The organism is Labrenzia sp. ATLA3, assembly GCF_057180185.1.
The window spans coordinates 153,030-171,401 of sequence record NZ_JBXUKV010000005.1; the positions used below are offsets into that span (position 1 = coordinate 153,030).

Consider the following 18,372-nt stretch of genomic DNA (forward strand, 5'->3'; position numbering starts at 1 on the left):
TGAACGCCTTTGAAAGAGATGTAGGAAAATAAGGTTAAGAGTCTCTATCCAAACCCGGTCCGTCCTGGGTCGATATCCCTGTTTGTCCACATGGGTGATAGACATTTTTCGGCAGAAAACCGCCAAAAAATGCCTTTATACCGGCATTGTTGATGACGTGATTATGTGCAGAGAGTTTTTGCTGGCCTGCGCCTGTCTGACCGATGCGGAAACGGAAGTTGGCAGTGATGCCCTGTCCCTCTAAGTGCCGTGGCGGCAAAGAGCTTCGGCCCTGCCCGTTGACCGAAACGCAGAACAAAGGCGGCAGTCCTGAAACGGATTGCAAAATTGCCCGTTCTGAGAGGTTCGATGACGCGGCCGCCTTTGTTTCAGCAAACGGCCGCGCTGACCGGGTTTGAGAACCTTCTACTCGGCAGCTATCGCTGTTGCATTCGGGGCGGCAGAGGTTCCAGGTCTTGCTTCAGCCATCGCCGGCGCGATCCTGCGAAGCCGCAGCGCATTGGTCAACACAAACACGGATGACAAAGCCATGGCGCCGGCCGCCAGAACAGGCGATAGCAGCACGCCAAAGGCGGGATAGAGTGCTCCGGCGGCCACGGGTATCAAGGCGGTGTTATAGGCAAACGCCCAGAATAGGTTCTCCTTGATGTTGCGCATGGTCCGGCGAGAGACCTCGTAAGCATTCACGACGCCCCTCAGATCGCCCGACATCAAGACGACATCGGCCGATTCAATGGCCACATCCGTGCCCGTGCCGATTGCAATGCCGACATCCGCATGGGCGAGGGCAGGAGCATCGTTGATACCATCCCCGACGAAGGCGATGCGGCGGTTGTCGCTGCCCTTGAGGTTGGTCAGGGCGTCGACCTTGCCGTCGGGCAGAACGCCCGCGATGACGGTGTCGATCCCGGTTTCCGCGGCGATCGCCTCTGCGGTCTCCCGTTTGTCGCCGGTAATCATCGCGACCTTCAAACCCCGCTCGTGGAGAGCTGCGATTGCGGCCCGGCTCGAGGATTTCACCGGATCGGAAACTCCGATCACAGCCGCAATCTTGCCGTCAATGGCAGCATAAAGCGCCGTACGCCCGCGTTTCGCCAACCCGGTTTCTTCGTTCGACAGGGCATCCGTCGCAATCCCTTCGCGTGCCATCAGCCTGTCGGCACCGACAAGCACCCGTTGACCGTCCACGACAGCGGAAACGCCATGACCGGTGATAGAGTTGAACTCGCTCACCGCAAGCTTCTCCACGCCTTCCTTGGCTGCTGCCCGCATGATGGCCTCGGCGACCGGATGTTCCGAGCGGGCCTCGACGGCTGCAATGCGCGACAACACCAATGAGCGTTCAAATCCATCTGCCAGAACCAGATCGGTCAGTTCCGGTCGGCCTTCCGTCACGGTTCCCGTCTTGTCCAGGGCGACAATGTCGACGTCGGCAAGTTGCTGAAGCGCGTCGCCCTTGCGAAACAGAACGCCCATTTCGGCAGCCCTGCCTGTGCCCACCATGATGGATGTGGGCGTCGCAAGGCCCATGGCACACGGGCAGGCAATGATGAGCACCGACACACCGGCCACCAGGGCGAGTGTCAGCGCCGGGTTCGGACCAAAGATCAGCCACACAACGACCGTCGCCAGGGCGGCGGCCATGACGGCGGGCACGAACCACAGCGTGATGCGGTCCACCAGTCCCTGAATTGGAAGCTTGGCGCCCTGAGCTTCTTCGACCATACGGATGATCTGCGACAGCGTCGTGGGGGCGCCGACACGCGTCGCCCTGAACTGAAGTCCACCGCTGCCGTTCACCGTGCCGCCGGTCACCGCGCTGCCGGCTGACTTTGCGACAGGCTGGGGTTCACCCGTGATCATGCTTTCATCGACGTGAGAGATCCCTTCGACCACTTCACCGTCAACCGCGAGCCGCTCTCCGGGGCGAACGACCACGACGTCGCCGATCGTCAGCGTTTCAAGAGGCACATCCACCATCTCGTCGTTCCGCAGTACCCGGGCCGACTTGACCTGCAGGCCCAGCAGGCTCTGGATGGCCGCCCCGGTGCGACCCTTTGCCCTGGCTTCAAGAAAGCGCCCCAGCAGGATCAGAACGACAATCACAGCCGCTGCCTCGTAATAGACCGCGCGAACCTCGGTCGGAACCATGTCCGGCAAAAAGGTGGCAACCACCGAATAGAGATAGGCGGCGCCGGTCCCGACAGCCACCAGACTGTTCATGTCGGGAGCGCCTTTCAAAAGGGCCGGAATGCCCTTCAGGTAGAAAGTCCGGCCCGGACCGAAAAGTACGATACTTGTCAGCACAAATTGCAGGATCCAGCTCGTTTGCTGACCGATTGTCGCTGCAATCAGGTGATGAATGGCGGGGATCAGATGTCCCCCCATCTCGATCAGAAACACGGGCAGGGCAAAAGCGGCTGCGATGGCCATCCTGCGCGCCAGTTCCCGTGCTTCTTCCGCCTTGCGTTCGGTCCGATCCTGTGACGTTCCCGCGTCTGCGAGGCTTGCCGGATAGCCGGCGTCTGTGCTCGCTTTGATCAGATCCTGAACGCTCGTGGCACCTTCCGCAAAGACGACTGTTGCCGTCTCGGCCGCAAGGTTTACGTTGGCGCTGATGACACCGGGCACAGCTTGCAGCGCCTTGTCGACGCGGCCGACGCACGACGCACAGGACATGGACTGAATGGTCAGCGTGACCGTTTGCGTTCGGGCGGGATAGCCGAGATCGTCCAGCTTGGCGACAGCAGCTGCAATCTTGTCCGGGGCGGCAGAAAATTGAGCACTTTCGGTTGCCAGGTTCACGCCGACATCTTCAAGGCCCTCGACAGAGGCAAGGCCGCGCTCGACGCGCCCCACACAGGATGCGCATGACATTCCCTGAACCGACAAGGAGATTTTCTGTTGCCCAGACATGGGTCCGACTCCGGCATGGATTGTTCGATTGCTGTCAAATGGGCTCTCCAGTCACTGGAAGGTCAAGAACCTGCTCCGCATTTTCAGGTTTTTTTCTTCTTGACCCTCCTGCTGCTGGATGTACGAGAACCGGGAATTCAAACAGCTACGGAGCAAATCATGAAGTTCAGCGTTCCAGACATGAGCTGTGGTCACTGCAAGGCGGCCATCGGAAAGTCCATCGAGCAAACGGATGGCGCTGCCCAGGTCGAGTTCGACATGGAAAACAGAACCGTGACCGTCAAAAGCACCCGGTCCGCACAGGAAATTGCAGGCGCTCTCAACGAGGCGGGCTACAGCTCCGAGTTGCTTCAGGCAAGCTCCTGAGGAGTGCAAGCCGTCTCGGTTTCGCCGAGACGGCAATACGGAAGCCTGTTTTGACGGGGGCCGCCCTCACCAGATTGACAAGAAAACAGCCTGACATGTTTCGATGCGGTTGCCGTAAGCATCGATCCCTTGATGAGGGCTGAAGTGTGGAATGCATGGATCGGCTTCTGGATCACTTCTGGACCATCAAATTAACGTAACGTTAATGTGTCCAGATGCCCTGCGTTTTCGCAGATCTCTCCCCCGCACGGTCACGTATCGAAGTGGCTGGTGCAAAGCCAGTTTCATAACTGACGAGGAGGATCAGATGAAAATTGCCAAGTATCTTGCCATCGGTATCGTAGCATCCGTGATGTCTCTTCCGGCCAAGGCGGCCGATATTGTCGACACTGCGGTCAATGCAGGTTCGTTCGGCACGCTTGTTGCTGCCGTTCAAGCTGCCGGATTGGTTGAAACCTTGAAAGGCGACGGTCCGTTCACCGTTTTCGCGCCCACGGATGAAGCCTTTGCCGCGCTGCCCGCCGGCACCGTCGACGACCTTCTGAAGCCGGAAAACAAGGGAAAGCTTGTCGCTATCCTGACGTACCATGTGGTTCCCGGCAAAGTCATGTCGACGGATCTTTCGGATGGAATGACGGCGAAGACCGTGGAAGGCAGCGAAATCACGGTTGATCTCGATAACGGCGTCATGGTCAACGACGCCAATGTCGTGACCGCAGACGTTGCCGCCGACAATGGCGTCATTCACGTGATCGACAAAGTCATCATGCCGCCGATGTAATTCGGCCCCGGAAAGAAGGTTTGCCGGGGCCTAAACGCCGGCAAACCTTCTTCCGACTTACGAAAAGCCTTTGGTTTGAACAGCGGAACTCATCTCCAACCTCTGTTCAGCAACATCTCGCAGATCCTGTCTTGCCCCAACCTCTACCGGCCTTTCCTGTCGCTTTTCCAACGGCGGGACATGGCCTCCCGGTATTTGTCCCGCTGACCTAAAACGGGATGCTGAGCCTCAGAGATCCGCTGTTGGTGGCCAGTTTTTCCGAGAAGCGGCCGTTGTACTCAAGCCGCAGGTCGACCCCTTCGATGGATGTGAGCTGCAGGCCGGCGCCAATGGTGGCAAACAGGTCTTCATGCTCGACAGATGTCTTGAAAGACCCGGTTCCCCCGGAGCGGTTGGTGAAGCGGGCATCGGTTTGCCACTCGTTGCTGGACAGAAAGGAGACGCCGAGCTTGCCGTAGACCCGCAGGTCCTTGCCGTCCTTGTAGCGCAGACGGCTGCCGAACTCGACGGAAGGCGTTGCAGCGAAATTCCAATGGCCCGTGGAGTCGAATTCCAGCCCGTAGTCACCGCTTTCCCGGTAGTTGCCGACCCTGGAATAGATCGCGTCAAAGTCGATGTAGGGTTTGACGTAGACGTTGGTTGCCGCAAATGTGCGGGCGATCCGCGCCCTGATGGAGCCTGCCAGCACGTCGGGCGAGCTTGAGATGGTTTCGTTTAGGTCTGAAATCGACAGGTTGCGGTCGAACCGCGTGCTGCCATAGCTGCCGGCGGCGGCGGCAGAAAGGGTCCATGCCCCTATCTCCCGCTTCAGGCTCGCCCCGAGATATCCCGATTTGCCGTCTCCCTTGACGGTTCCGGAGGCCTGGGAAATCCAGGTCTGCTGAAAGGCCGCGGCGCCGCCGATGAACCATCCCGGGGCGATTTCCCGTTGCCCGCCGAGCTGATAGGTCAGCGCGTCGGCGTTATAGCTCGGCGAATTGCCGATGGCCGCGCGGTGGCCTGTGCCGCCGGTTGCCCGTGCCCAGCCACAGGAGCCCTCTGTTATGCCCGCGCCATCGCCTTCGAAGACGGGGCAGCTCATCAAGCTGTCACCGAAGGTCAGCATTTCGAATGTCTGTTCAACGACGGCAGCGAGCCCGGTGCGCGGCAGAAGCTGGTTCAGGGTGTCTGCATAGTCTCCAGACTGATTGTCGACCTCATCGGCAATCGCCCCGAACAACGTGCCGAACACGTTGTTGCCGCCGCGATCCCAGATATCCTGAAGGTTTTCCGCAACGGCCTTCTGATCCCGGTTGAGCTTCACCTTGCCGTTGGGGGTAAAGTCGGCGCCGGTTACCTGGAAATAATAGTCGGAGCCTTCCGGATTGAACAGGTAATCAAAAATGAGAGAGTTCTGCGGGGTGAGGGTACCTGAAACAGATCCGCCGACCGACAGAACCTTTGTCTTCCTGTCCGGAAGAAGGCTGATGGTCTTGAGGCCGAGCGTTCCCGCCAGCGTCGCGTCGCCGCGCACTTCCAGCCAATCGGAATCGAAATTGTTCAGGTCGATGTCCGCGACCAGAAAACCCTGTGCGCTTTGCGTGAAGTTGCCGGTAATCACTGTCTTGCCGGGGTCGCGTGTGCGGCCCAAAACGAAGCGGCCGTTGTTGACCACATTTGCATCGTACAGATAGCCGTCAGCAAGGGTGTTGGGGGAATTGTTGGTGACCGTCCCGGCGCTGCCGCCGTCGGCATTGGTGAGGACGACATCGCCGTAAAGCGATGCGGTGTCGTTGACCGTTACATCGAGGGTTGCCCCGTCAGCGGTCGTTCCTATGCCGGTGTACCAGACGGCATAGGAGCCGCTGTCGTCGGTTCCGTTGCGCGATGCGCCCGACTGGACAATGGCATCGTCGTTCAGAACCAGCGTGTTGTTGAGCCCGTTGGAGACCCTGATAGCCGCTGCGTCTGTGTCCGTGCCGCCCTGAACATTGCCGTTTCCGTCAACCGTGATCCCGACTGTGCCGTTGCCGTCAGCACCCTGGCTTTGCGCAAAGACGCCTGAGGAACGCGCGCCGGTGGCTGCCACCTGGCTTGCGATGTCCAGATTGATAGCGCCTGCGGTTCCCGTGCTGTCCGTTGACATGAGGCCGGCCGAGCCGCCCGAGCCAGTGCCCGAAATGCCACCGCCGCCGCCAATGGACTGAGCGATAATGCCAATTGACTCGTCGCCGGTGACGGTGATCGGCGCATCGATATCCAGTGTGATCTGCCCGCCGTTACCGCTGGCACCGCCGGAGGTCAGGTTCGCGGTGGCATTGGTCATGGAGCTGCCGGTCGCATCGCCTGCCAATCCGCCGCCACCACCGATGGATTGGGCCACCAGGCCGAAAGCGCCGTCGCCGCTGGTCTGGATACCCGTACCGCCGGTTAGCTGGAAAGTGACCGTATCGCCATTGCCAGCCGCCCCGCCCGTGCCGCCAAGAGCCAGATCAAGCCCGCCTTCGACGCTGCCGGTGACACCATACCCGCCGCCGCCGCCAATGGACTGGAGCAGGACGCCATGAGAGCGGTTGCCGTAGGTGGCAATCGTCGTGTCCATTGCCAGATCGATTGTGCCGCCATTGCCGGCCACACCGCCTGAACCACCCACGGAGACGCTCAGCTCACTGCCGTCGACGCGGGTTGTCTCTGCGCTGCTGCCGACCCCGCCGGTGCCGCCGCCACCGCCGATTGACTGGGCAACCAGGGCAACAGCATCATTGCCGTTGGTGGTGATCGTTACGGCGCTGGTGTCATAGGTGTGAACCTCACCGCCATCGCCGCCTGCACCACCTGTACCGCCGCCGTCGCCACCGATTGCCAGTGTGCCCGTCTGGTTGTCCGAGCCATCACCGCCCTGGCCGCCACCACCACCAATGGATTGCAGCGTCATGCCGGTGGCGCCGAAACCGGCCGTGTTGACGAAATTGTTGTCGCCGCTATTGAGCCAGACAGCGACTTCACCACCGTCCCCGCCGGACCCGCCCTTGCCGCCGACGGCAAGCTCGATGGAGGCGCTGACTTCGCTGCCGCTGGCCGTGGACGAGCCGCCCTGACCGCCGCCGCCGCCAATTGATTGCAGGACGACACCGTCCGCCCAGGCACCTTGCGTGATGATCTGGCCATCATGGTAATATTTGACCTGATTGCCGTCCCCTCCGGACCCGCCGCCGCCGCCGACATCAACCGTGAACGAATAGGAAGCTCCCGCATCCGACAGGCGCTTGATCTGTTTCTTCAAGGCCCCAATGGCGTCAAGAACCTTGTGAGACGACGCGTCATTGCCGAGCGATCCGCCGATACCGCCGCCGCCGCCGATGGATTGCAGCACGACACCGTCCGAGTCGCCGCCGAAGGTTTCGATGCGGCCGTATTGTTCGGCGTAGATGGTGCCGCCATCGCCGCCACTGCCACCAATCGCGCCAACACCCAGGGACATGCTGCCGGAGACGCTGCTGGCGCCAACGCCGAGGTAGACAGTGCCACCCTGCGAGTTGCCGCCACCGCCACCGATGGACTGTCCGACCAGGCCCTTGGAGCCCGATCCCTGCGTCTGGACCGTGTAGCCGGCAAAGTTATGGATCTCGACGGAGGAGCCGTGACCGCCCGAACCACCTTGGCCGCCCAGGGAAATCTTCGCTTCAAGTGACGCGATGCCACCTTGCGAATAGGCATTGCTGTTGCCCAGACCGCCGTTACCGCCGCCGCCGCCAATCGATTGCGCCAGAACGCCATGGGCACCGTCGCCGAAAGTGAAAAGCGTGCTTTCCGGGGCCAAAGTTGTCAGTTTCGTTGCAGTGGTGCCGCCTGAATTGGAGGACGAGCCGTAGGTTCCAAGGGTTACGTTGACTGCCCCGCCGTTGCCGCCACCGGATGTCGTGAACGCATAATCCGAATTGAAAACACTCAGGGCATTGCCGGTGCCGCCTCCCAAGGCGACGGTAGCGGTGGATTCCACCGTGTCCTTGTCGCCAAGGGTGGCTGTCAGCGCGGACGCATCGCCGCCGTTGCCGCCGCCACCGCCAACCGATTGGGCCAGGATCCCGTGAGAGGCATCGCCAATTGTGGAGAGGCTGGAGGGCTGGTCGTAGGTGACGGTCACGTTGCCGCCTGCCCCCGCATTGCCGCCGTTGCCGCCGACGGTTGCCACATAGTTGAAGGCGAGGGGAACACCGGTGCCGGTTGGAGCGGCAACAAGGAAATCGCCGGCGGATGTCGACCCGCCATTGCCGCCACCGCCGCCAATCGACTGAGCCAGAATGCCGGTCGCATTGTTGGGAGCGTATTTGGATGTGGAAGACGCGGAAAGGCCGGTTGCAATGGTGCCGCTCGATAGGTCGATTGTGACGTCGTCCCCGTCACCTCCGGCACCACCGCTTCCGCCCAGGACAAAGGCGGCATTGAAGCCGATGGTCGCGTCGAAGTAATTCGCGCTGCCACCCGTGCCGCCGCCGCCGCCGATGGACTGGGCGAGGACAGCCGTCGACTGAGCGCCTGAAGTCGCGGCGTAGAACTCGTTCTGGACAAGGGAAACAGTTCCCCCGTCACCGCCATCGCCGCCGCTGCCCCCCATCTGGAAGGCGAGGAAGGACAGGACGCTGAAATCCTTGACGCTGCCGCCGTTGCCGCCACCGCCGCCGATGGACTGGGCGATCAACCCCGGCGCGAATACGCCGGTGGTGGTGATGTTGGCGTTGCCTTCGCTTGTGGCGGTCAACAGGGAAGACAGGTCAGCGTAAACGCAACCGCCGGTGTTGTTGACGCAGACCTCACCGCCGTCTCCACCCAGATCGGCAGACCCTCCGACACCGATGGAGGCGATGGTCGACAGGGTCTGTACGCTGCCGCCGTTGCCGCCGCCGCCACCAACTGACTGGAAGATGGCTCCAGGAGAATAGCCGCCGGAGGTGACGATGGTTCCGATGTTCGGAATGGCGACCGTTCCGCCATTTCCGCCCGCTGAGCCCTGGCCACCCACGCCGACAGTACCGGTGCTGTCGCCGCCGGACCCGCCGCCACCGCCAATCGATTGCGCCAGGATACCGGCCGAGGAAGCGCCTTTGGTCGTCACTGTGTCCGTATTCGAAACGCCGACGTAACTTCCATTGGACACTGTCGATCCGGCCGCACTGCCGCCGATGCTGACAAACCCGCTGGAAGACCCGGCGGCCCCGCCGCCACCGCCAATGGACTGGGCGATGATGCCAAGCGAATTGAAGCCACTGGTCGTGATGTCTGCGCTTGAGTTGACCGTTACAGTGCCGGCCGCGCCTCCACCGGCGCCATCGCCGCCCAGTCCAACCAGGGTTGAAGCATCGATCCCGCCGGTTCCACCACTTCCCGCGATCGACTGCACGACGACACCGAAGGCATGATCAGCTGCTGTCGAGACCGTGGCATCGCCGAGCGAGAGGGTGACGTTTCCGGCATCGCCGCCATTGCCGCCGTTGCCGCTCTGGCCGCCGAGAACACTTTGGAAATCGCTGCCTGTTCCGCCACCGCCGCCGATGGAGTGCAGCGCGATGGCTGCGGAAAAGACGCCGCTTGTCTCAATGCTGGTGCCACCTGAAACGGTGACGGAAACCGTGCCGGCATCACCGCCGAAGCCGCCGCCGCCTCCAGTGCCGGCCAGCGCCGTCCCGTCGCCGCCGTCTCCGCCTTCACCACCGATGCTCTGCGCCAGAACGCCGTACACATTGGCGCCACTTGTCTCGATGGATTTTCCGTTTTCAAGAGACACCGAAACTGTCCCGGCTGTGCCACCGTCGCCGCCGCTGTGATCCTTGGTGGGGCCGGTTCCACCCTTGCCGCCGAGGCTTTTCGCGCCGATTGCCGCGCTCGGTTCGTAGCTGCCGCCTGTAACGTCGAGAACGAGCCTGGCAGAGTTAGTGATCGAGACGTTGCCGCCGTTGCCGCCATCGCCCCCGTCGTCGCTGTTGTCCGTCGAGGCGGTGCCGGCGCCGCCTTCGCTTAACCCATAGAGAACGAACAGGCCGTCGCCCCCGGTCGTGGTGACATCCCAGTAGATGTCGCCGTTCATGGCGTTGTTGATCGTGACTGTTCCACCAGCACCGGCATTGCCGTTGTTGTCGCCGCCGCTACCGCCAAAGGATCTGGCGATGAACCCGCCGCCTTCTCCAAGCCCCTGAAAGCGGTTGCTGCTCGAACCGACAGTAAAATCGCTCGGGGCGGTGTTGTTGACGGTGACGCTGCCGCCGTTGCCGCCCTGGCCGCCGTATTGGTCCGACAGGATGCTGTTGTTCTGGTTGCCGCCGGTCCCACCGTTGCTCTCGGCAACGAAGATGGCAAATCCGAAGTTGGCGTAGCCGACGGCGGAATAGCTTGCAACGCCTGTGTTGGTGACCTGAACGGAGCCACCGTTGCCGCCGGAGCCGCCGTTCGAGTTGTTGTTCCCATTGGACTGGTCGCCTTCGCCGCCGCTGGAACGGGCGAAGATGCCCATGGCAAATTGGCTGACTTCCGACACATCTATGTCGAGACTGCTCTGATTGACGATCGTAACCGTTCCGCCTGCCCCGGCCGGACCGGCGTCCTCGCCGTCCGCGCCTCTGGATTCGACATACCAGTTTGCGTACAGCCCCTCGCTGGTGGGGATGTTCATGTTCTGCTGGCCGGAATTCTGGATCGTGATGCCGGGTGCTTGCGCGCCAGCGGATGCGCCCGTTGCGGTCAGATCGACGTAACTGACATCTGATGCGGCATCGAATGTGCAAACCCAGGGGTCGCCAGATTGATCGCACAGGGAATTTGCCAGCGCGGGGGACGCAAGGCAAAGGCTTGCCAGGGATGCGGTCGAAAGCAAAAGAGACTTTTTTCGGCTGGTTCCCCTGTGAGAAGGGTAAGAAGCCTGTGCTTTTCCAGCGGTTGCGAGGCCGCGGTCCATATGCGTTTCCCTGAAGCAATTGTCTTGAATGTTTTAAGCAGGCATTTTTTGATCTTCTTCAGGAGGCACTATGGTTGCCGGTTCATGGATTTCACTGCAAATTCGATGAACCTGCTGAAATCTTCGATGAAATTGTCAGCTGTCCCGACATGGGTATCCTATATTGAGCAACGTCATTTCATAATGAGATCGCTTGAAACATGTTGTTAGACGAAGCCCTTCCGGGGAAGGCGCGCGGAACTTTCGCGTCAGCAGATGACATACGAAACGGGCAAAACGCAGGTGCGTTTGCTTCGGGCGAAATCCTGCAGCCTGAGACAGAGCATCTCTTCTGGAAGCTGCAGATCGGCGGCTGGCTGTTCATCGCCATTTACGGTTTCTTCGCGCGAATGGTGACGTTTTCCGACGCCAAGCTCGCCCTCACATTGACCCTTTCGATGGACACCGTCGGCTTTCTGCTGACAAGCGCGGCACATCTTTATTTCTTCCGAAAAGTTCAGCGGCTCATTACGCTTCCTGTGTTTCTGGCAGCCGCAGCCTTCTCGCTCATTGGTGGCACCGTGCAGATGGCTGTGGCATGGGTGATCCGTGATACGTTTTTTCCAGAGGCGCTGCCGTTCAACAATTCCTTCACGCCGGCGGTCTTTTACACCTCGGTTCTTCTCGGTTGGATGCTCGCCTATTTCTGTCTGAGGTCCGACTACGAAGCGCGCATTGCGCGGCTGCGGCAAAGCGAGGCGCTGGCGGAGACCATGCGGTCCGAGCTGGAACAATTACGGCTGCAACTCGCGCCGCATTTCCTGTTCAACGCGCTGAACTCGGTTGCATCGGAAATTCACGAAAGACCGGATACGGCGCTCGAAATGGTGCGGGAAATCGCAAGTTACCTGCGTTATTGCCTCAATCAGCAGCGGCGTGACCTTTGCCCGCTTTCAGAAGAATTGGAGGCGATGAATGCCTATCTGCGGATCCAGGAAATCCGCTTTGAGGACAAACTCCAATGCACTGTAAGCGTTGATGAAACGGTCAGGAACATGATCGTCCCGCACATGATGCTTCAGGGGCTGGTTGAAAATGCCGTCAAGCACGGGTTGAAACAGCAGTCCAACCGGATCGACATCCAGGTGACCGTCCGCGAGCTTGACGGCCAGACCGTCGAGATTGCCGTTACCAACTCCGGAGAGATTTCAGAGGCCGATCCGACGCGAAAATCCATCGGCCATGCCAATCTGCGAAAACGTCTGCAGCTGCACTATCCGGACAAGCACGACTTCAGCTTGAGCGAACATCAGGGAACCGTCGTTGCGCGTATCCTGCTGAAGGGGCCAGCATGTTCCGTGTAGTTCTTGTCGATGACGAGCCATCCGCCAGGCGCGGGCTCAGGCGCATGCTTGGAGAATTTCCCGAGATCACGATTGCCGGAGAAGCGGGGGATCTCGTTTCCGCCCGGAAGTTGATGCAGGAGGTCCGTCCGGACGCGGTTTTCCTGGACGTGGAGCTGACCAACGGCAAGGGCTTCGATCTTGCAACGGATCTGCCGCCCGAAACCTTCGTGATCGTCGTCAGCGCCTATGATCTTTACGCAATCAATGCCTTTGACGTTGCAGCGCTCGATTTTCTCGTCAAACCGGTCAAACCGGAGCGACTGGAAACCGCAATCGGCCGCTTGCGGGACAGGTTGCCAGAGCGTCTTTCCACGCCGGAAAAGTCTGGAGTGCCCTCCCAGGAAACGGCAAGCGACCGACTTCAGCTCAAGACCAGCTCGGCTTCGATCCTCGTCTCCCACAACGCGGTTTCCTTCCTGCGGGCAGAAGGGGACTACACCCGTGTTTATCTTGAAAACGGGCAGCAACATCTGGCCAGCGGATTGCTGCGCGTCTTTGAAACGAAACTGCCATCACCGCCGTTTCACCGGCTGGACCGCTCCACCATCGTGAACTGCGCACAGATCCAGCGTGTCAATTGGCATGTTTCGGGACGCAGTACCATCCACTTCACCACCAACGCCCATGTCGTTGAAATCGGCCGTCCCGCATCCAAGCGACTGCGGTCCATCCTGGGGCCGCGGGCGAGATGACAGCCCGAAGGCGGGTGATATCGACGACCGGTTCAAGACGTCATTTCAAGGGTGCGGGCGATTGCTCATTGCCTTGATTCGACGCCTGTTCCTCAGGTGTTCTTGCGCACAAGAATGACCGTCCCGGCAGGGTCGCTGGTCCAATGGCCGCAAACGCCGTCCAGCGGTTCCAGTTCGTCGCGTTTGGGAGACCCCAATGCCGCCAGTGCATTTTCCGGGTCGTCGTCGAACAGCTCCAACCAGACGTCTGTCTGGCTTTGATGCGGCACCCGGTCGATCCACAAGGTCATCGATCCGAAGGAAAAGCCGGTACTGTTGTCCAGCTCTCGCGCCACCTTCAGTCCGATCTTGTCCCGATAGAACGCAACGGTTTCCTCCCACCTGTGGAGGGGCACCTTGATAGCGATGTTTCTGCCAGGTTCCATCTTCGAACACCTCCCGAAACGCAACGCCTATTTGTAAAATCCGTCCCGAAGCCTGATGCCGTGTTCCAGCCAGACCTTCATGGCGCAGAGCATTCCCGTCCAGCCTTCGCAATTTCCCAGACAGGATTTCAAACCCGTGTCGGTTTCCGGCCAGCCATATTCGCTGATGCGGACGTACGTGCGCCCGTCTTCAAGCGCTTGAAAGGTGATGGTCACGGTCGTCCAAGTGCCAGGGTCGCCATCTGCTTCCCATTGCAAGACGATCTTTTCGTTCGTCACCACTTCCTGCACAAGCACCGGGGTTGCGCCGGGAAAATCATGGAAGTCCCAGGTGACTTCGGCTCCCGGCACAATGCGGCCACGCGCGCCGCCGGTTGTGAAAAATTCCGAGAGCTGATCCGGGTTGACGACAGCTTCAAACACATCTGCGACGGGTTTTGAAATTCGCCCGCCAACAGTGAATTTCAGGTCCATGGCCGTGTTCCTTGTTGCCTCTCGGATCTATTATGTTATAGAATTATAACATGTCAACAGATGATCAGGATGACGCGCTTTTCAAGGCGCTAGGCCACCGGGCGCGCAGGCACATTCTCGACCTTTTAAAGAATGGTCCAAAGACCACCGGCCATCTCTGCGAAGCGCTGCCGCAGATGGATCGCTGCACCGTGATGCAGCATCTCAAGGTTCTGGAAAAAGCAGACCTTGTGGTGGTCGAACGGCGGGGGCGGGAACGGTGGAACCACCTGGATGCGCTGCCGATTCATGCAGTTCACGAACGCTGGATCGGTCCCTACGCGGCGTATGCGGCAAATATGCTGGGCGCTCTGCGCAAGAGCGTAGAAACTGACAGCAACACGTCAGTGCCGGCAGAAGATGATGGTGACGACAGCGCAAAGGCATGACGACACTCACCGGCTGGAAATCGGCTCCAAGGGGTGGTGCTTGCTGCGGAAGTATTTTTGAAATAGCGGCGCCATACGCGCGGCACGAGATGCGGGATCCCGGCGATTGAAGCTTGCTTCTTGGCGGAGAGCAAAACCGTCCGCGATATCCTTCAGGTTTCTTGAACTGGGAACAGGCCCCAGCTTCAGTGCTTACGCATGTTCTGCGCTTCGCGACACACAGCAGACCATGGTTTCGGGATGACACTGCCCGGAACTGAACAGACCGGCCTTGGTCCCGATGAGATAAAGCGGAAACGCTCTTCCAAGCTTTTGAATCCAGTAATCAATTTCCAGATTTTCAAGGCTATTGCAGGTCTTGCAATAACTGCTGAGCGAATATCCCCTGTCCTGCAGATCTTCGAGCGTCGTGCAGTTGTTTGTGTCCAATGGCTCAAGAATTCTCACGTTGAAAGACATTTGGGTGCACCGTTGCTATTGTCTCAAGCAGTTCCAACGCCCCAATTTTTTCATTCTTGACGACAGGGCGCCTGAAAGGTGCTGTTGTTTTAAAAGTCTGGCGAGGTTATCGCAATTCGGGGGAGTACTTAAGTATAATTCTAAATCTTGATCGAGCGGTACTCTGCGTTCCATGTTGACGGATACTTGGCACTTGCCTCCCATCCGGCGGAGCGGCGGACTTTTTTTGCTATTTCAGCAGGATAAGCCGATTTCAAATATGAGGATTCAGGCTTTCTTCAGCTTTGGATTGCTCAATGATCTGGTGCAAGTTGGCGCTAATCACGAAGTCGCAGCATGTCTACAGAAGTCAACGTCCTCATTCGTTCCATGCGGCAGCTCGTTCCCAATCCCGAAACGAGCGCCATTCTGACGGCCATGGGTGTTTCGTACTGGGCGTACGACCCTGTTGCCGAAGAATTATGCTGGCAAAGAACGGATCCGACGTCTGTCAGGGGATATCGTCTGGCAAAACTGTCGATTCAAAAGGCGCTTAACTACTACGTTCAACGGGACAGAACCCGTTTCCTGAAGGTGATTTCCAACGCAGTGGAACATGGCCTGTCGCAGACGACCCGAGTCACCATGAAAGCGGATGGCCGGCTCAAGTCCTACGATCTGGTCGCCTCCCGAATTTCTGGCAAACCGGCGTTCCTGATAATCGGATTGATGAAGGAATGTCCGCCGGAAGCGCCTGTCAACGCAGAACTGCCAGACATCCTGGAGAACCTGTCCAGCATCTTCGTTTCCCATGCCAGCGCCGTGATGATTACGGACACCAAGGGGGTGGTTCGGTCCGCCAATCGCCAGTTCCTGAAACTCTTCGGCATCAGCAACGCAAAACAGATCGTCGGCCGGGATGCAAGAACGATCCCCAACCACATTGGCAAGAAGCTCGCCTCGGCATTCACCGATATCTTGAGGAGCAGTCTTGCCTCGCAGGGAACGCTGAAACTGCCTCAGTCCACTGGCGAGGCTGTCGACATTCTTTACGATTTGCACCCGATGGCGCTCGACAATCCAAACGGCGGTATCATCTTCGCAGGCGAACTTGCCGCCCATTCCATGGAGATCTCTGCCTCTGAAGTTCTGGATGCGGTGCCAACGCCCATTCTGGTTGCCGATCTGGACTCCCGCCGGATCAAATACGCCAACAAGGCCGGACGCGGCGAACTCGGCCTTTCCCCTCGGCAGATCGGCACTGAACGGCTTTCGGACACGTTGATGAGCGCGAACGACGTGCGCGATCTGACCCTTGTCCTCGACAAGGTCGGCTGGGATGCCGGGCGGGTTTGGCAGGTTCAAAGCCACATCGGCCTCAAGCGGCATTATCGCATCCGCACCTGTTTCATCGGCAAACAGTCGGCCCGGCAAATCGTGCTCGAGTTTCTGCCTGTCAGGCTTGAAAAAGACAAACCCGGCAATGAGAAGGCTCAGAACTTCTTTACGCGTCTGCTGGACATGAGTTTCAACTGAACTGGCGGCGATTGTGCGCCGAAGCTTGCCGTCAGATCGAGACCGTCATTTCCTCCATGACGGATCCATAGCCACCCGCCATCAGGCCGGTGATCTTGCAGTCCTCCAGGTCAAGCTCCACGGTTATGACACTTGGCGAAGCCGGGGTCATGAAGTGGCCCTGCTCAATGACGAACCGGGATTTCCTCTCGCCGAGCAGGTCATAAAGCACGCAGGCGAGGGGACCTGCGGCCATTCCGGTGGCGGATTCCTCTTCGATTGCATAGCGCGGTGCGAACATGCGTGTGGTGGCGTCGGCCTGTGTCGCGTTCCCATCGGTGGTGAAGACGTAATATCCTATCAGGTCCAGCCTGTTGCTGATGTCGTTGATCTTTGACTGGTCCGGAACGATCCGCTTAAGGACAGCGGCATCGCGGACGGCGACGACAACAAAACTGTTGCCTGTGTTCACGAGCACAGGCCGCAGGCGCTCATCCAGGTCGCCTTCCTTCAGACCGAGCGAAGCCAGAACGTCGGCTTCACTGACACCGCGGTCGGCCCAGGCTGGGCTCCTTTCATATTTCGGCGCGAGCTGTTCCATGTAGGCCGCACCGTTCTTGATGACGATCTTTCGTGGGCCATCGACGGTTTCCTTTGAGGTGACACCCTCCAGCACCTTGCCCAGTTCGGCCATGTAGCTGAAGGTCGCAATCGTCGCGTGGCCGCAATGGGCAATCCGCCGGTTTGGCGTGAAGAAATCCAGCTTGAAACCTTCCGTTGCCGATTTCGACACGAAGGCTGTTTCTGAGAGCCCGACCTTGCCGGCAACAGCCAGCATATCCGCCTCCGACAGGCTGTCAGCGTCCAGAACGACACCCGCCGGATTTCCACCAAAGGCTTCCGAACCGTTCTTTCGGGTCACAAACCCGTTCACGATGCGGGCTACAACGTCTTTTGCGTCATTCATTTCATGCACCTTCCATCATTATCTGGACACAAGAATGATGTCGGAATATGCATTTGTTCAATGCCTCAATACATGAGTGAAATTCATGAATGAGCGGGACGACCTGCAAAGCAGGCTGATGCTGAACGCAGTGCTGCTCAACGCCATTGCGGAAGAGGGAAACTTCTCCCGTGCTGCCGTCGCAGTTGGGCTGGAGCAATCGGCTGTCAGCCATCGCATCAAGTCTCTGGAAGCTGCGCTCGGCATCCGGCTTTTCGAGCGGACAACCCGGCGGATCGTCCCCACAGAAGCCGGACGGATCGTCTGCGACGCCGCCAAGCGCTGTCACGAGGTCTGGGACAGTGCGCTGTCCCGGATAGCGGACGTAAGGACCTCCAGGACTATCCGCCTGTCCGTGTCGTCCTCGCTTGCCATGAAGTGGGTCATTCCGGCCCTCCACCGCGCCCAGGCCGCTGGCCTCGAACTGGTGGTCGACGTGGAGGACAGGCTTATCGACCTGCACGAAGGCGAAGCCCAGGCCGCAATCCGCTACGGTGCCGGGCCTTATCCCGGTTTTCATGCCGAAGCGTTGTTAACCGCACATCTTGTCCCGGTTGCTCGGCCCGGTCTGTTGAAAGGCCAGATGACCCCTGGCGAGCAGGAGCTTGCCCTTCTTTCCGACAGAACCGGCGTGTCGGACGGTACGGGGTTCAGTTGGAACGACTATTTCAAAGGCCGGGACTGGATGGAACCGCCGGCAAGGCCTCTCAGCTCCTTTGCCCGGGCAGATTTGGCGATCCAGGCTGCCATCAGCGGCATGGGTGTGGCGCTCGGACGAACACTTCTGGTCGAAAACGACATTGAGGCGGGATTTCTGGAGGCCGTCGGTGAGCCTGTCGCATCCAGAGCAAAATACTGGCTGATCACCACGCCTGCCTATGCTGGCACGGAAGGCTATCGGGACCTGCGCGCCTGGATCGTCAGTGAGGTCGAGATAGCGCGCGCCCAGTTCAGGCAATTGATCGCCCGGCTCTGACCGCGGCCCCTTTTCGGAGGCGATCTATCTGGCACTATCCGGTTC

Annotated in this window: 12 protein-coding genes; 7 read left to right on the forward strand and 5 right to left on the reverse strand. The window is 59.6% G+C overall.

Annotation, left to right across the window (positions count from 1 at the left end; genetic code table 11):
• Positions 1–405: 405 nt before the first annotated feature.
• Positions 406–2,916, reverse strand: a complete 2,511-nt coding sequence (locus AC2A6O_RS14945) for a heavy metal translocating P-type ATPase (RefSeq protein WP_498928205.1) — start codon at positions 2,914–2,916, stop codon at positions 406–408.
• A 159-nt stretch (positions 2,917–3,075) separates the two neighbouring features.
• Between AC2A6O_RS14945 and AC2A6O_RS14950 the strand changes: the two genes are divergently transcribed.
• Together AC2A6O_RS14950 and AC2A6O_RS14955 are read left to right on the forward strand one after the other, a co-directional pair.
• The gene (locus tag AC2A6O_RS14950) at positions 3,076–3,282 is read left to right on the forward strand and encodes a heavy-metal-associated domain-containing protein (RefSeq protein ID WP_498928207.1); all 207 of its coding nucleotides are present in this window, start codon (positions 3,076–3,078) and stop codon (positions 3,280–3,282) included.
• A gap of 307 nt (positions 3,283–3,589) precedes the next feature.
• The gene (locus tag AC2A6O_RS14955; RefSeq protein ID WP_148583950.1) at positions 3,590–4,063 is read left to right on the forward strand and encodes a fasciclin domain-containing protein; all 474 of its coding nucleotides are present in this window, start codon (positions 3,590–3,592) and stop codon (positions 4,061–4,063) included.
• 208 nt (positions 4,064–4,271) lie between these two features.
• Here AC2A6O_RS14955 and AC2A6O_RS14960 read toward each other — a convergent pair whose 3' ends face one another.
• The gene (locus AC2A6O_RS14960; RefSeq protein WP_498928209.1) at positions 4,272–10,907 is read right to left on the reverse strand and encodes an autotransporter outer membrane beta-barrel domain-containing protein; all 6,636 of its coding nucleotides are present in this window, start codon (positions 10,905–10,907) and stop codon (positions 4,272–4,274) included.
• Positions 10,908–11,188: 281 nt separating this feature from the next.
• Between AC2A6O_RS14960 and AC2A6O_RS14965 the strand changes: the two genes are divergently transcribed.
• Together AC2A6O_RS14965 and AC2A6O_RS14970 are read left to right on the forward strand one after the other, a co-directional pair.
• Positions 11,189–12,331: a sensor histidine kinase gene (locus AC2A6O_RS14965; protein ID WP_498928211.1), complete on the forward strand. Its 1,143-nt coding sequence runs from the start codon at positions 11,189–11,191 to the stop codon at positions 12,329–12,331.
• The gene (locus tag AC2A6O_RS14970) at positions 12,319–13,065 is read left to right on the forward strand and encodes a LytR/AlgR family response regulator transcription factor (RefSeq protein WP_498928213.1); all 747 of its coding nucleotides are present in this window, start codon (positions 12,319–12,321) and stop codon (positions 13,063–13,065) included. Before AC2A6O_RS14965 ends, AC2A6O_RS14970 begins: the two co-directional genes overlap by 13 nt.
• Positions 13,066–13,157: 92 nt before the next feature.
• Here AC2A6O_RS14970 and AC2A6O_RS14975 read toward each other — a convergent pair whose 3' ends face one another.
• Positions 13,158–13,490 carry a VOC family protein gene (locus AC2A6O_RS14975; RefSeq protein ID WP_498928215.1) on the reverse strand — a complete coding sequence of 111 codons (333 nt, stop codon included), beginning with the start codon at positions 13,488–13,490 and terminating at the stop codon, positions 13,158–13,160.
• Positions 13,491–13,517: 27 nt separating this feature from the next.
• Positions 13,518–13,964 carry an SRPBCC family protein gene (locus AC2A6O_RS14980; protein ID WP_498928217.1) on the reverse strand — a complete coding sequence of 149 codons (447 nt, stop codon included), beginning with the start codon at positions 13,962–13,964 and terminating at the stop codon, positions 13,518–13,520.
• 50 nt (positions 13,965–14,014) lie between these two features.
• On the opposite strand from AC2A6O_RS14980, the gene AC2A6O_RS14985 reads away from it, so the two are divergent.
• Both AC2A6O_RS14985 and AC2A6O_RS14990 read left to right on the forward strand, forming a co-directional pair.
• Positions 14,015–14,392, forward strand: coding sequence for an ArsR/SmtB family transcription factor (locus tag AC2A6O_RS14985; RefSeq protein WP_498928219.1), 378 nt, complete (start codon positions 14,015–14,017; stop codon positions 14,390–14,392).
• Between the two features lie 795 nt (positions 14,393–15,187).
• The gene (locus AC2A6O_RS14990; RefSeq protein WP_498928220.1) at positions 15,188–16,366 is read left to right on the forward strand and encodes a PAS domain-containing protein; all 1,179 of its coding nucleotides are present in this window, start codon (positions 15,188–15,190) and stop codon (positions 16,364–16,366) included.
• A gap of 31 nt (positions 16,367–16,397) precedes the next feature.
• Here the strand turns inward: AC2A6O_RS14990 and AC2A6O_RS14995 are convergent, their stop codons facing one another.
• Entirely contained in the window at positions 16,398–17,312 is a 915-nt protein-coding gene (locus AC2A6O_RS14995; protein ID WP_498928221.1) for a PhzF family phenazine biosynthesis protein, read from the reverse strand.
• An 85-nt stretch (positions 17,313–17,397) separates the two neighbouring features.
• Here AC2A6O_RS14995 and AC2A6O_RS15000 point away from each other — a divergent pair, with 85 nt between their 5' ends.
• Positions 17,398–18,327 carry a LysR family transcriptional regulator gene (locus AC2A6O_RS15000; protein WP_498928223.1) on the forward strand — a complete coding sequence of 310 codons (930 nt, stop codon included), beginning with the start codon at positions 17,398–17,400 and terminating at the stop codon, positions 18,325–18,327.
• Positions 18,328–18,372 lie beyond the last annotated feature (45 nt).

What these genes read in the sequence shown, in the direction of transcription:
- AC2A6O_RS15000 (WP_498928223.1), top strand. Translation starts at nt 17,398, where the DNA reads ATGAATGAGCGGGACGACCTGCAAAGCAGGCTGATGCTGAACGCAGTG.
- AC2A6O_RS14980 (WP_498928217.1), bottom strand. Translation starts at nt 13,964, where the DNA reads ATGGACCTGAAATTCACTGTTGGCGGGCGAATTTCAAAACCCGTCGCA.
- AC2A6O_RS14955 (WP_148583950.1), top strand. Translation starts at nt 3,590, where the DNA reads ATGAAAATTGCCAAGTATCTTGCCATCGGTATCGTAGCATCCGTGATG.
- AC2A6O_RS14950 (WP_498928207.1), top strand. Translation starts at nt 3,076, where the DNA reads ATGAAGTTCAGCGTTCCAGACATGAGCTGTGGTCACTGCAAGGCGGCC.
- AC2A6O_RS14965 (WP_498928211.1), top strand. Translation starts at nt 11,189, where the DNA reads ATGTTGTTAGACGAAGCCCTTCCGGGGAAGGCGCGCGGAACTTTCGCG.
- AC2A6O_RS14995 (WP_498928221.1), bottom strand. Translation starts at nt 17,312, where the DNA reads ATGAATGACGCAAAAGACGTTGTAGCCCGCATCGTGAACGGGTTTGTG.
- AC2A6O_RS14985 (WP_498928219.1), top strand. Translation starts at nt 14,015, where the DNA reads ATGTCAACAGATGATCAGGATGACGCGCTTTTCAAGGCGCTAGGCCAC.
- AC2A6O_RS14970 (WP_498928213.1), top strand. Translation starts at nt 12,319, where the DNA reads ATGTTCCGTGTAGTTCTTGTCGATGACGAGCCATCCGCCAGGCGCGGG.
- AC2A6O_RS14945 (WP_498928205.1), bottom strand. Translation starts at nt 2,916, where the DNA reads ATGTCTGGGCAACAGAAAATCTCCTTGTCGGTTCAGGGAATGTCATGC.
- AC2A6O_RS14975 (WP_498928215.1), bottom strand. Translation starts at nt 13,490, where the DNA reads ATGGAACCTGGCAGAAACATCGCTATCAAGGTGCCCCTCCACAGGTGG.
- AC2A6O_RS14990 (WP_498928220.1), top strand. Translation starts at nt 15,188, where the DNA reads ATGTCTACAGAAGTCAACGTCCTCATTCGTTCCATGCGGCAGCTCGTT.